Annotated in this window: 10 protein-coding genes and 1 pseudogene; 4 read left to right on the top strand and 7 right to left on the bottom strand. The window is 69.4% G+C overall.

Annotated features, from left to right (window positions below; translation table 11 throughout):
* Nucleotides 1–119: 119 nt before the first annotated feature.
* From ACIOHP_RS13585 to ACIOHP_RS13575, 3 genes are read right to left on the bottom strand one after another with little or no spacing between them, the layout of a single operon-like run.
* Nucleotides 120–974 (bottom strand): PaaX family transcriptional regulator C-terminal domain-containing protein, encoded by an 855-nt coding sequence (locus ACIOHP_RS13585; protein ID WP_401886807.1) that lies wholly within the window; start codon nt 972–974, stop codon nt 120–122.
* A gap of 52 nt (nt 975–1026) precedes the next feature.
* The gene (locus ACIOHP_RS13580; RefSeq protein ID WP_401886804.1) at nt 1027–2397 is read right to left on the bottom strand and encodes an alpha/beta hydrolase family protein; all 1371 of its coding nucleotides are present in this window, start codon (nt 2395–2397) and stop codon (nt 1027–1029) included.
* Entirely contained in the window at nt 2394–3737 is a 1344-nt protein-coding gene (locus ACIOHP_RS13575) for an MFS transporter (RefSeq protein WP_401886801.1), read from the bottom strand. The genes ACIOHP_RS13580 and ACIOHP_RS13575 overlap by 4 nt, the downstream gene beginning before the upstream one ends.
* Before the next feature lie 152 nt (nt 3738–3889).
* Here ACIOHP_RS13575 and ACIOHP_RS13570 point away from each other — a divergent pair.
* A pseudogene (locus ACIOHP_RS13570) lies at nt 3890–4142 on the top strand (RNA polymerase subunit sigma); the annotation flags it as partial.
* Nucleotides 4143–4248: 106 nt separating this feature from the next.
* Here the strand turns inward: ACIOHP_RS13570 and ACIOHP_RS13565 are convergent.
* Entirely contained in the window at nt 4249–5037 is a 789-nt protein-coding gene (locus tag ACIOHP_RS13565) for an IclR family transcriptional regulator (protein WP_401886798.1), read from the bottom strand.
* Between the two features lie 119 nt (nt 5038–5156).
* Here ACIOHP_RS13565 and ACIOHP_RS13560 point away from each other — a divergent pair, with 119 nt between their 5' ends.
* The 3 genes from ACIOHP_RS13560 (at nt 5157) to ACIOHP_RS13550 (ending at nt 9016) form a co-directional block, all read left to right on the top strand.
* Nucleotides 5157–6116, top strand: a complete 960-nt coding sequence (locus ACIOHP_RS13560) for a 5-dehydro-4-deoxyglucarate dehydratase (RefSeq protein WP_401886794.1) — start codon at nt 5157–5159, stop codon at nt 6114–6116.
* A gap of 160 nt (nt 6117–6276) precedes the next feature.
* A complete protein-coding gene (locus ACIOHP_RS13555; RefSeq protein WP_401886791.1) occupies nt 6277–7614 on the top strand; it encodes a gluconate:H+ symporter in 1338 nt (445 codons plus the stop codon).
* A 73-nt stretch (nt 7615–7687) separates the two neighbouring features.
* On the top strand, nt 7688–9016 hold the full coding sequence (locus ACIOHP_RS13550) for an enolase C-terminal domain-like protein (protein ID WP_401887550.1): 1329 nt from the start codon (nt 7688–7690) through the stop codon (nt 9014–9016).
* Between the two features lie 124 nt (nt 9017–9140).
* On the opposite strand, the gene ACIOHP_RS13545 is transcribed toward ACIOHP_RS13550, so the two are convergent.
* From ACIOHP_RS13545 to ACIOHP_RS13535, 3 genes are all read right to left on the bottom strand, one after another.
* Complete coding sequence (locus ACIOHP_RS13545; protein ID WP_401886788.1) at nt 9141–10019, bottom strand: alpha/beta fold hydrolase; 879 nt, start codon at nt 10017–10019, stop codon at nt 9141–9143.
* 278 nt (nt 10020–10297) lie between these two features.
* Nucleotides 10298–11302: a ThuA domain-containing protein gene (locus ACIOHP_RS13540; protein ID WP_401886785.1), complete on the bottom strand. Its 1005-nt coding sequence runs from the start codon at nt 11300–11302 to the stop codon at nt 10298–10300.
* 14 nt (nt 11303–11316) lie between these two features.
* Nucleotides 11317–13488, bottom strand: coding sequence for a PQQ-binding-like beta-propeller repeat protein (locus ACIOHP_RS13535; RefSeq protein ID WP_401886782.1), 2172 nt, complete (start codon nt 13486–13488; stop codon nt 11317–11319).
* Nucleotides 13489–13500: the final 12 nt, after the last annotated feature.

The following is a 13500-nucleotide window of genomic DNA, read 5'->3' as shown; positions in this document are numbered from 1 at the left end:
CGGGAGCCGGTCCTGGCTGACCGATCGCCAACTCTCAGGAACCTGCCGCCTGACCGCCACTGGCCTCGATACCGCGGTCCGCAACGAGGTCGACTGAACTCCCACCGCCACACCGGCAGTTACGGCACCAGGTGGCTGCGGCGATGTGTCGTCTCCAGGGTCGCTCGGGCTGCGGTCAGTGCCGGGTGGGTCTGTTGCGCGACGCGGTGGAAGGTTTCCTGGGCGGGTCGGGCCGGCCAGGCCGGGGGAAGGTGGCGGGCCGGGAGTCTCGGGTCCGTGCGGATGGTCCGGAGCCAGTCGCTCACCAGGCGGAGGCGGGTGCCGATCGGGTCGTGGTCGGTGCCGCTTCCCAGGTGGGCGCTCCAGCGCGTGTCGAAGGTGACATAGCGGGCGGCGATGGACTCCAGGTCCCAGGTGTCGCGGACCATCTGCTCGATGTCGGTCACCTCGGCGGCCTGGGCGTGGAAGATCTTGACGTGGGCCGTGAGACCGAGGTCGGTGACCACCGCGGAGACGTCCACGTGACCGGGGGCGATCCACAGGCCGCTGTACAGCGCGCCGAATCCGGACCAGGTGAGCCGTGAGCGCAGGTCGTGGCGCTGGCGTTTCCAGGAGTCGGGCAGGGAGAAGCCGAGCAGGGTCCAGGAGCCGTCCCAGTCGTCGTTGACGGCGCCCTGCTTCCAGATGCGGGTGCGGCCGTCGATCAGGACGCGGCCGGCCTGCGGGGTCAGGCCGAAGAACATCTTGCGGCCCTCGCGCTGACGCTGGAGCAGGCCTCGGTTGACCATGCGGGTGAGGGTGGAGCGTACGGCCTGTTCGCCTACGCCCACGCGGCCCAGGACGTCGATGATGCTGCCCGAGTAGACGGCCAGGTCCCCCTCTTCCAGGACGTGGTTGCCGAAGAAGGTGAGCAGGAGCGACTGCGGGCGCGGCTGCGGCCCCTCCGCGGTGTCCAGGATGTCGTCGTCCTCCACTGGGGCAAGGGTACGACCGCCCGCCGACCGTGTGGCAGGCGGTCGTACGAGGTCAGCGGCGGTCGGCGGGGTGGGCAAGGTCGTAGGGGCGGAGGTAGGGGGTGGGACGGTAGGTGATGTAACGGGTGGGGGTGGTGGGGTCGGCCGCGGTGGCGCGGGCGTTGAGGGACGCCGGGTCCGTGCCCTGCCAGCCGCCGGTGGCCAGGCGGTCCTCCAGGGTGTGGAGGGCGGCCAGTTGTTCGGCGGGGCTGAAGGTGCAGTGGCCGGCGTTGTCGACGTAGGCCTGGCGGAGGAGGGGGGCGGAGCCGGCGGCCGTCACCGCTCGGCGCAGGGCGCTTTCCGTCTGGACGGGGACCAGGGGGTCGCCGATGGTGTGGATGGAGAGCTGGGGCTTGGCCAGCTTGCCGGTGAAGCTGCTGGTGGTGCTCATCCAGGCGACGGCGTTCGGGTCCGCCTTGATGCGCGGGGCGCGGTTGAGGGCGGCGAGGTCCTTGTTCAGGGAGAGGCCGGCCTTCTTGTAGAGCTCGGTGACCTCCTTGCGGACGGAGGACTCCCCTAGGAGCCGGGCGTAGTTGATGCCGGTGTTCCAGGACATGTTGCCGCCCGCGCGGGTCTCGGCCTCCTGGCGCCGGTTGAAGGCGGCGATCTTCAGCAGGCCCTTGACGGCGTCGTACTGGTTGGCCTGTTGGGCGTCCCAGTCGGTGGCGGCGGGGCGGGTCTGGGTGGGCGCGTTCCAGACCGGGATGTTGTGCAGGGCCGCGGCGAGGGCGATACGGGCCCGGCCCTCGGCCGTCGACTGGGCGGAGTCGACCTTGGCGGTGAGGGTGTTCGCCGCGTCGGTGGCCGCCTCCTGGCTGGGGAGGTTCACCAGCGGGACGTCGGAGCCCAGGAGCGTCTTGAGGGCGAACACCGGGTCGAGGGTGTTGTTCCAGTTGGCCACGCCGCCGTGGACCAGGCCGCACATGGAGAGCGAGCCGTCGATCTCGTCCGGGGCGCGCTCGGCTATCGCGGTGGTGACCAGGCCGCCGTACGACCGTCCCCACGCGATGGTGCGGGAGGCCTGGCCGAAGCGGGTGGTGAAGGTCTTCAGGGTGGCCAGCTGGTCGGGGACCGCGTCGGTGACCGCCCAGCCGGTGCTGGCGTACGAGGAGCCGATGAGGGCGTAACCCTGCTGGAGGAGAAGGGCCTTGGTGGGGGCGTCCGGGGCGTCCTGGGCGGGGTTGGCGGGGCCGGCGTTGTAGCCGTGGCTGAAGAGGAGGACGGTGCCGTTCCAGGTCGTGGGGACGTCCATCATGTACGTGGCCCCGGAGGGGAGTTGGCCGTCCACGTGGGTGGTGCCCGCGTCGGCCGCCGTGGCCGCGGGTGCGGTGGTGAGGGTGAGCAGCAGGGCTGTCGTACAGGCGATGCGGGTGCTGTGCCTCATGCGGTGATCTCCTCCGTGTGGGGGGTGGTGGGGAGTTCGGGGGTGCGTTCGTCGGCGAGTGAGGTCCGGCTCGTCTCGCGGACGAACCACACCGTCAGCGCGGTGATCAGCGAGCCGCCGCACAGCAGGAGGGCGACGGGGGTGCCGTTGCCGCTGCTCGCGACCAGGCTGCCGGCGATCAACGGGGAGAAGCCGGCGCCCACGAGGGTCGCGCCCTGGTAGCCGAGGGAGGCGCCGGTGTAGCGGACCTTGGTGCCGAACATCTCGCTGAACAGGGCGCCCAGCGGGCCGTACATCAGCGACTGGGAGATGCCGTGGCCGATGACGACGGCCAGGATCAGGGCTCCCGACGACCTGGAGTCGACCAGCGCGAGGACGGGGAAGGCGGTGGCCGCGGACAGGATCGCGCCGGTGAGGACGACCGGGCGGCGGCCGATCCGGTCGGAGAGCGCGGACGCGCAGGGCAGGACCACCAGGGCGACCGCGGCCGAGACGGTGAGCGCGGTGAGCACCTGCGGGCGGGGGTAGCCGATGTCGGTGGCGTACGCGATCAGATAACTGGTCAGCAGGGACTGGGCGGTGAAGGCGCCGATGCCGACACCGCAGGCCAGCAGTACGGGCTTCGGGCGGCGCAGGACGTCGAGGATGGGGAGCCTGGACTCGGCGCGGTCCTTCTTGACCTCGGCGAACAGCGGACTCTCGACCACCTTGAGGCGGACGAACAGGCCGACGCCGAGCAGCAGCACGCTCAGCAGGAACGGCACGCGCCAGCCCCAGGCCGCGAACTGGTCCTTGGGGAGGGTGGAGACCAGGGCGACCACGGAGGCGGAGATCAGGGAGCCGAGCGGGGCTCCCATCTGGGTGAAGCTCGACCACAGGCCGCGGCGGTGCTCGCCCGCGTGCTCCACGACCATCAGGGTCGCGCCGCCCCACTCACCGCCGATGGCGATGCCCTGCACCACGCGCAGGGTGATCAGCAGGACCGGGGCCCAGACACCGGCGGTGTCGTATGTGGGCAGCAGGCCGATGAGGAAGCTGGCACCGCCCATCAGGCCCATGGTGAGCAGCAGCATGTTCTTGCGGCCGAGGCGGTCGCCGAAGTGGCCGAAGACGATGCCGCCGATCGGGCGGGCCACGTAGCCGGCGGCGAAGGTGCCGAACGCGGCGATCGTGCCCACGGCGGGGTCGGCGCCGGGGAAGAACAGTTCACCGAACACGAGTGCGGCGACGGTGCCGTAGACGAGGAAGTCGTAGAACTCGACGGCGGTGCCGAGCATGCCGGAGAGGGCGACTCGGCGGAGTTGGAGGGTGCGTTCTGACGCGGTGGGGGCCGGGGGCATCGCGCTCTCCCTTGAGCGGGGGAAGGACACCATGACGTTAGGCTGCAAGATTACTGCCGTCAATAAAGTGCACAACATTAGCGGGAACGTGCAGGGCGAAGGCGACGCGCGTCACCGGAACTCACTGATCCGCACCGGCAGTTGGGTGCGTGATGGAGGCTTGGCGGCGCCGGCCGTCGATCGAAACCGGCGGCGGTTCGCTGCGGCCCGCGCTGCTCGGCATCGCCACGAACGCCTCCCGCTCCCCCGGACGCGGTGGCCGGGGCGGGTGTCGCCGAGGTCGCCGACCACGCGGAGGAGATCGCCGGACGACTGGACGACCGGCGCCGGATCGCTGGCACGCCGACCGCGCCGAGACGCCCCGAGCGCAAGGTCTTCGTGCCGTGCTTGTGGGAGAGGCTGGAGTCGTGGCCCGACCGGCCCCGTCGGCAGCGAAGGAACTGCGGGTGAGTGTCCGGTCGGTGGAACGCCGGCGGTTCAACGACGAAGAGCCGGTCGTGCGCTCGCGGCGTCAGCGCCAGTCGGGTACGCCGGAGACGGGCGGCAGGCGGGTTTCGATCTTCGCTCGCATCTCCTGCATCACGGAGATGATGCGGGCCTCGTGTTCCCTGGTCAACCGGGCCACCGGCACCGAGCAACTGATGGCGTCGGTGGCCGGTGTGTCGTACCGCAGGGCGAAGCCGAAGCCGGCGATACCGGGCACCGTCTCCTCTCGGTCGATGGAGTAGCCGCGCTCGCGCACCTGGGACAGGTCGGCGAGCAGTGCGGCACGGTCGGTGTGCGTGTTCTTCGTGAGGGCGGCCAACAGCCCGTCCGCGAAGGGCAGTTCGTCGTCGGCTCGCTCGGCGAGCAACGCCTTGCCCAGCGCGCCCGCATGGGCCGGGACGCGACGGCCGACCCGGCTGATGGTACGCAGGTACTCGTGGGACTCGCGGGTGGCGAGGTAGACGACGTCCGCGCCGTCGAGTCGTGCCATGTGGATCGTCTCGCCGAGCGCGTCCGACGCCTCGTCGAAGTACGGGCGGACCAGGCGGATGCGCCGGTCGCCGTCGAGGTAGCTGGTGCCGGTGAGCAGCGCGCGGATGCCGATGCCGTAGAGGGAGCCGGTGGCATCGGTGCGGACCCAGCCGTATTCGACGAGGGTCTGGAGCAGCTGGTACATGCTGCTGCGCGGCACACCAAGCTCCTCCGCGAGCTGATCCAGGCGCGAGGGCTGCTCACCCCGCTCGGCCAGGAGTTCCAGCAGCACGACGGTCCGGGCCGCCGACTTCACCCCGCGAACGCCCCTCGTCTCTGACATGCGCTCATCGTAAATCCGCGGCTATTCGTGTCTGCGCACCCATTGACCCATCGGGTTCACGGTTCTAGCCTCCATCTGCATACATAGACAGCATCTGCATACAGGGACAGGCGACAGGCATGACAACAATCAGCATCGAGGCCGCGGGGGTCGTCCAGCGACTCCGTGAGGGAATGGCGAGCGGGGTACTGTCCTTCCCCCTCACGAGCTTCCGGGACGACGGCGGCCTCGACCTGGACGCCTACCGGGCATACCTGGCCGACCGGTTGGACAGCGCACCCGGCGCGGTGTTCCCGGCCTGCGGGACCGGGGAGTTCTTCTCACTGGACGAGGACGAGTACCGGGCTGTCGTGCGGACCACGGTCGAGATCACCGACGGGCGGTTGCCGGTGGTCGCGGGCATCGGCTATGGCTGGGCACAGGCGCTGCGCTTCGCCCGTATCGCGGAGGAGGCCGGCGCTGACGCCGCCCTGGTACTGCCCCACTACCTGGTCGGTGCCCCACAGGACGGTCTGGTGGAGCAGCTGCGCCACATCGCCGACGGCACCCGGCTGCCACTCATCGCGTACCAGCGCGGTCAGGTCGCCTTCACCGCCGACAGTCTGCGCCGGATCGCACAAATCCCCACCGTCATCGGTCTGAAGGACGGACACTCCGACCTCGACCGGCTCCAGCGCCTCACACTGGCCGCGCCCGATGGCTTCCTCTTCTTCAACGGCGCCTCTACCGCCGAGATCCAGGCCCGTGCCTACGCCACCGTCGGCGTGCCCGCCTACTCGTCGGCCGTCCACGCCTTCGCACCCGAGATCGCGAACGCCTTCTTCGCCGCTCTGCGGGACGGGGACGACACAGGCGTGACCAGACTCCTGCGCGAGTTCTACGTCCCGCTGGTCGAACTGCGCGACCGGGTGCCGGGTTACGCCGTCTCCCTGGTCAAGGCCGCCGCGCGGCTGCGTGGCCTCCCGGTCGGCCCGGTGCGCGCCCCGCTCACCGACCCCGGCCCGGTCGACCTTGCCGATCTGGAGAAGGTACTGGACCACGGTCTGAGCCTGGTCGGCGCCGTACGACGACCCGCTTGACGAACCCGTCACCTCTCGTGCCCGACCGCCCCCGGCTCTGGCACGCGCAGGTGCCCTCTGCCTTCCGAGACCTGCGGCCGTTCTCGCCGTACGCGGATCTGGCCGCCCAGAGCCGACGGAGCGTCCGACTGCCCTGCCAACAGTTCAAAGGGGAACTGCCATGCCCATACTCGTAGTCGGGATCAGTGTTCTGATTCTGCTGCTCCTCATGACCAAGCTGAAAGTCAACGGCTTCGCGGCCCTGCTGCTCGTGGCGGTCGGCGTCGCACTGGTCCGGGGAATCCCGGTGGCGACCATCCCGGACGTCCTCTCCGAAGGCATCGGGGACCAGATCGGCGACACCATGCTCACCATCGGACTCGGTGCCATGGTCGGCCGCATCATGGGGGACTCGGGCGCCGCGCAGCGTATAGCCGGCAAGCTCCTGGACGCTTTCGGCCCCCGTGGGGTACAGGTGGCCATGGTGGTCACGTCCATGCTGATCGGCGTGACCATGTTCTACGAGGTCGCCTTCATCATCGTGGTGCCCATAGCCTTCACCCTGGTCAGGGTCACCGGAACGAAGCTGCTGTGGGTCGGCCTGCCAATGTCCATCGCCCTGTCCACCATGCACAGCTTCCTGCCGCCGCATCCCGGCCCCACCGCGGTCGCCGCGACCTTCCACGCCTCCGTCGGACTCACCTTGTTCTACGGCCTGTTCATAGCCGTTCCCGCCGGTGCGCTCATCGCCCTGACCTGGCCCCGTCTTCCCTTCATCAAGGCGATGAACCCTTCCATCCCCAAGGGACTGGTCAGCGAACGCGAGTTCACCGACGAGGAGATGCCCGGGCTGGGTTGGTCGCTGTTCGTGGCGCTCTTCCCCGTGGTGCTGATCGTCGCCGCCGCCGTGACCGACATGGCCACCTCCACCGAGAGTCCGCTCCTGCACACCGTCGCCTTCATCGGCTCGGCCCCGATCGCTTTGCTGCTGACCCTTTGCCTGGCGGCATGGGCGTTCGGACCCCGGATCGGCCGCAGCCTGGACGACGTCGGTGCCTCCTGCACCTCAGCGGCCAAGGCGATGGCAATGATCCTTCTGGTGATCGGCGCCGGCGGGGCCTTCAAGAACGTCCTCGTCGAAGGCGGAATCTCCGACTACATCAAGGACGCCACGGACGGCTGGTCCATCTCGCCGATCATCCTTGCCTGGCTCGTCGCCGTCATCCTCCGCATCGCGCTCGGCTCGGCGACGGTCGCCGTCGTCACGGCCTCCGGCGTGGTGCTGCCGCTCCTGGCAGGCAGCGGGGTCCACCCGGAGATCATGGTGCTCGCCGTCGCCTGCGGTTCCATCGCGTGCTCCCACGTCAACGACCCTGGATTCTGGCTGTTCAAGGAGTACTTCAACCTCTCCGTCGTCGAGGCGATCAAGGTCCGCACCACCTACACGACGGTGCTCGCCATTCTCGGCCTGGGCGGCGTCCTGGCGGCCGAGTGGGCCCTCGACGTCCTCAACCTCTGAACCGGAACCCCCTGAACCGGAAACCTCTGATCACCCGCACCGTCTCACCCGCAGAAGGACACCCCCGATGAGTATCGGACAGCCGACCGTCACGGCGTTCTCCGTCTACCCGGTCGCAGGCCGGGACAGCATGGAGCTGAACCTCTCCGGCGCCCACGGCCCCTACTTCACCCGCAACATCGTCGTCCTCACCGACTCCGAGGGACGCACCGGACTGGGCGAAGTACCCGGCGGGGAGAAGATCACGCAGACGCTGCGCGACGCCGAACCGCTGGTCGTCGGGGCGAAGGTGGGCGACTACAAGCGCGTCCTGCGCGAAGTCGGTGACCGGTTCGCCGACCGCGACACCGGCGGACGGGGCGCCCAGACCTTCGACCTGCGCACCACCGTCCACACGGTCACCGCCATCGAGTCCGCCCTGCTCGACCTGCTCGGGCAGCACCTCGACGTGCCCGTCGCGGCGCTCCTGGGCGACGGGCAACAGCGGGATTCCGTAAGGGTGCTGGGCTACCTCTTCTACGTGGGCAACCCAGACCGCACCGATCTGGAGTACGTCCGGGAACCCGACTCCCCCGTTGAGTGGTACCGGGTCCGGCACGAGGAGGCCCTGACGCCCGAGGCGATCGTCCGTCAGGCCGAGGCGGCCTACGGCCACTACGGATTCCGGGACTTCAAGCTCAAGGGGGGCGTCCTCAACGGCGCCGAGGAGGTCGCGGCCGTACGAGCCCTCAAGGACCGCTTCCCCGAGGCCCGCATCACCCTCGACCCGAACGGCGCGTGGTCACTGAGCGAGGCGATCGAACTGTGCCGGCCGCTGGTCGGCACGCTCGCCTACGCCGAGGACCCCTGCGGAGCCGAGGACGGCTACTCCGGACGGGAGATCCTCGCCGAGTTCCGCCGCGCCACCGGACTTCCCACCGCGACCAACATGATCGCCACCGACTGGCGTCAGATGACCCACGCCCTGGCCCTCCAGTCGGTCTCCATCCCGCTGGCCGACCCTCACTTCTGGACCATGCAGGGCTCTGTCCGGGTGGCGCAGCTGTGCAACGCGATGGGACTGACCTGGGGCTGCCACTCCAACAACCACTTCGACATCTCCCTGGCCATGGTGACCCACTGCGGCGCCGCCGCCCCCGGCGAGTACAACGCCCTGGACACACACTGGATATGGCAGGAAGGGCTGGAACGCCTCACCACCGCCCCACCGCTCATCACCGGTGGCGAGATCGCGGTCCCGGACGCGCCGGGGCTGGGCGTCCACCTCGACATGGACCGGCTCCTCGCAGCCCACGATCTCTACCAGGAAAAGAGGTTGGGGGCCCGCGACGATGCCGTCACGATGCAATACCTCATTCCTGACTGGAAGTTCGACAGCAGGCGCCCCTGCCTGGTTCGGTAGGCGACGGTTCGTGGACCCGCCTTCGCCCGGCCCTCAAGCCACGACGCTGTCAGACACATGGTCGAACGTGGTCCCCGTCCCGTACTGCACCCGAACGGGGGTGACTACAGCGCTCTCGGGGCGGTCAGGCCACCGCGTTCAGCAGGTCGGCCAGCAGGTCGGGGCGTTCCAAGGCGATGAAGTGGCCTGCTCCCGGCACCTGCGTGAAATCGGCGGCCGGCAGCAGCTGCTTGTCGGCTTGCCGGTCCGAAGGCCGCGACCAGTCCTTCTCCCCGTAGACGAGGTGGACGGGTGCCTTGACCTCGGGGTAGCGCGAGCGGGCGGCGATGAGACTGGGCAGGCTCTGGTACACGGCCCGGGCGACGCTCGAATAGCCGGGGCGGCCGCCCACCTGGAGGAGTTCGTCGAGGTAGTCCTCCCGCAGCGCGGTCTTGTCGACCACCCCGCCCTGCAGGATCCTGCGGACGACGGCCTTGGGCTCCACCCCGGCGACCACCGGCCCCACCCCCGGAGTGAGGACACCGCTGACCACCACACGGGCGAGAACACTGGACCGTGCGATACCGCCGCGGAAGTCGTACGTGTTCACCGCGACGACACGCCGGACCCGCTCGGGCAGATCGGCCGCCGTGGTCAGGGCGAGCACCGCGCCCATGGACTCCCCGACCAGGGTCACGTCGTGGAGGTCGAGTTCGGTCAGGAGCCGCTCGACGCCCGCGCGCATGGCCGGCTCGTCGTACGACGCACCGGGCACGATCTCGGAGTAGCCCATCCCCGGCAGGTCCAGGGCGTACACGGTGTAGTGGTCCGCGATCAGCGGGATGAGGGAGCGGAAGTGCTCGGCCTGGGTGCGCACGGTGTGCAGCAGGACCACGGGGGCGCCGGTGCCCGCTTTGAGATAGCGCAGGGTTCCCTCGCCGCGGCGGTGTCCTGTGCGCGAGGCGATGGTGTGGCTGGTGGTTCCCGGGATGTGGATCGTGGGACGTGGCTCTGGGCTGGGCATCTCGCTGGCTTCCCTTGGCGTGAACTGCTGCAGACGGGTGACTCGGACAGGGCCCGCCCGAAGGGGACGTGACCACGGACCAGCCCTTGGATTCATCGAGAAACCGACCGGTTTCCGTCATCGTAAACCGATCGGTTTCCATGCACAAGGCCGAGGTCGTGGAGGAAGCGGAGTGGCGCCTGACGTCACCAAGGGACCTGCCGCGCCCCCCTTGCTGTCGTGGTGCCCCTTTCGGCCTCCCGGTGCGGGTGATCATTCGGCCCGCCCGGTGGACCGGTTCAGCCTGCCCGGCAGAACGGGGCCTTGCCCATGGCGGACTCGATGCCGCCGAGGATCAGCTTCTGGAACTGTTCGGCCCCGGGGAATGAGCCATCGGCCGAGAAGGCCTTGGCGTCGTGGCCCAGGGTCGTGAGCCAGGCGCGTCCGCCGTCGTAGTACTGGCACCAGGCCACCGGGTGGTGTTTGCCGTGTCCGGGATGGCCTTGGTTGCCCGTGACGCCCTCGGCGAGTGTGGATGCGTCGACGGAGGCCAGGAGACGGACCTTCGAAGGGGCCGGGACGAGGTTGTACCACTCGTCGGTGAAGTCCCAGCGGGTCGGGAGATCTGAGGTGGAGGAGTCGTGGCGGTTCTGGACGACGACCGTGCCGCGCTGGTCGGGGCCGTGGTCGTAGAAGTTGGCGCCGCCCAACAGGCCTTCGTACCAAGGCCAGTTGTACTCCGTGCCGAAAGCGTTGTGGATGCCGACGAAGCCTCCGCCACCGCGGACGTACTGACGCAGGGAGGTCTGTGCGGAGTCGTCGAGGGTGTCGCGGCTGGTGGAGTAGAAGACGACCGCGTTGTACCGGAAGAGCCGTGAGGGGGTGGAGAGTTGGGTGACGTCTTCAGTCCAGTCGACGGTGAAGCCGTTCTCCGTGCCCATCTTGACGAGGGCGTTCTGTACGACGTTGGTGTCGGCGAGCGCGGGGTTGAGTCCGGTGGCGAGTGCTGGGCCGAGGTTCGCGTGGCGGGGGCCCGCGGTCCGGGTGTAGAGGAGCACTCGGTAGCCGTCGGTTGCCGGGGAGAAGTTGCCCCAGTCGTGGTAGCACGTGGGGCTGGTACCGCGGCAGACCCCGTAGTCGGGGTCGCCGAGTTCCCTGGCTCCGGCTCCGGTGGGTTGGCCCGCATCTTGCCCTGGCGTTTGGCGTTGAAGGCCGAAGAAGGCGGCTAGGGCGATGAGGAGCGTGGCGCTGACGGTGGCCAGTACGGACACCGACGTGCGTGCTCTACGTGCTCTGGACGTCATGGCGGCCGGTCCTCTCACTGGACGACGATCTTGCCGGTGGACTGGGGGAAGACCGGGTCGTTGTAGAAGTACTCGCCGGGCTTGCTGAAGGTGTAGGTGTACGACTGGCCGGGCATCAGCAGCCCGGTGTCGAACTCCGCGTCGAAGAACGCCACCGCGCCGTGCGCCTGCTGGTTGCCGACGGGATTGGTGAAGGTGACGGTCGTGCCGGCCGGGACCGTCAGGTGCTGGGGTGCCATGGCGTTCTGGGCGACCGTGTTCTCGGTGGCGCCGGGCATGCCTGTGGCGCTGTTCCAGACGCGGCCGAGGGTTACGGTGTTGCCCGCTGTCGCACCGGTGACGGCGGCGGTCCGGATCTGGTTGCGGCGCGACGGCGGGGTGGGTGCGGGGGCCTGTGCGACCTTGCCGCCGAGCTTGAACGCCCAGAGGTGGTCGCCCCTCGGGATGTCGGGGAAGGGGAGCCCGTTGCCTCCGGCGAGCACGGCGACGTACTGCTCGCCGTCGATCTCGTAGGAGACCGGGATGGTGTTGACCCCGGCGCCGCACTGCCAGGTCCACAGGGTCTTTCCGTCGGTGTCGTTCATCGCTTCAAGCACGCCGTCCGGGCGGCCCTGGAAGAGGACGCGGCCCGCGGTGGAGAGCATGCCGTTGCCGTGGGCCAGCGACCAGGGGCCCTCCTTGCGCCAGGCGACCGTGTTGGTGCGGGGGTCCACCGCGACCAGACCGCCGCCGAACAGTTCACCGAGGGGCCGGGCCGTGTTGACGCGACCGCCGCGGGTGTTGGAGTAGGAGGAGTTGACGAGGCCGTAGCCGACGTAGACGTGTCCGGTTCTGGGGCTGAAGGACGGGAAGCCCCAGTCGGCTCCGCCGCCCGCGCCCGGGAAGATGATGGTGGCCCGGTCCCAGAAGACGGTGTACAGGCCGCCTGCCGGGTAGAAGGGCACGGGCCGGGTCGTCTTGTCGAACTCCGGGTACGGGGAGACGAAGGGCTCGCCGCCGGGGAAGGGCTGGGTGGGCGAGGTCTTCTGCAGGGCGTGCTGGGGGACCGGCCGCTCCTCCATTCCGTGGACGGGCTCGCCGGTGCGGCGGTCGAGGATGTAGTACCAGCAGGTTTTCGAGCCGTAGACGACGACCTTGCGCCTCTTGCCGTCGATGAGGAGGTCGGCGAGCACGGGTGCCATGACGTTGTCGGCGTCCCAGATGTCGTGGTGGACCGACTGGAAGTGCCAGCGCCGCTTGCCGGTCTTGGCGTCGATGGCGACGATCGAGTTGGCGAAGAGGTTGTCGCCGCCTCGCGAGGATCCGTCCGTACGGGGATACGGGTTGCCGAACGTCCAGTAGACCAGGCCGAGTTCAGGGTCGACGGCCGGGTGGATCCAGGGGACCGCGCCGCCGGTCTTCCAGGAGTCGCCTTCCCAGGTGTCGTGCCCGAACTCCCCCGGTCCCGGCGGGCCCCAGAAGGTCCACACGACGTCGCCGGTATCGGCGTTCAGCGCGTATCCGCGGCCGCGTGCGCCGGCGGTCGAGCCCTCGGTGCCGATGTAGATCAGGCCGTCCCAGTGGACGACCGCGCCTGCCAGTCCCCCGCTGTTGCCGCCGCACTGGCCGCTGTCGTTGTCGCAGCCGTCGTCGCCGCCGTTGTCGTCGACGATCAGCGGCTTCTGCCAGCGGATCGCTCCGCTCTTCTGGTCGAGGGCGTAGACGATGTTGGCGCCCGAGATGGTGAATACCTTGCCGTCCGCGACGGCCACGCCGCGCATGTTGGTGGTCTCGGTGCCGAGGTTCGTCTTCCAGATGACCTCGCCGGTCCTGCCGTTGACGGCGAAGACGTTCTGTTGGGTGGTCTCGACGTACAGCACACCGTCCTGCACGACGATCGTGCACTGCTGGTACGCGCTGGTGGAGCCCTCCTCCAGGTTGATGTGCCAGGCGCCGCCGAGCCTTTTGATGTTCTGCGGGGTGATGTCACGGAGCGTGGAGTGGTTCTGGTTGCCGTAATCGCCTCCGGCCTTGGGCCAGTTGGCGCCGGTGGTGCCGAGTGCGGCGGACTGTGGGGGCACGGGGAGCGCCAGTCCGGAGGGCGTCGTCGAGACGGCGTTCGGGGCCGCTTCGGCGGGGGATGTCAGGGGGGAGACGGTGGCCGCGCTGCCCGCCGCGGCTGTCAGGAGGAAGGTGCGTCTTTCCATCGTTCAGTTCCC

Origin of the sequence: Streptomyces sp. NPDC087859 (genome assembly GCF_044742595.1) — a bacterium.
Classification (GTDB): Bacteria; Actinomycetota; Actinomycetes; order Streptomycetales; family Streptomycetaceae; genus Streptomyces; species Streptomyces canus_F.
The sequence above is the reverse complement of the archived record's forward strand: the minus strand, read 5'-3'. Positions and strand labels throughout refer to the sequence as shown.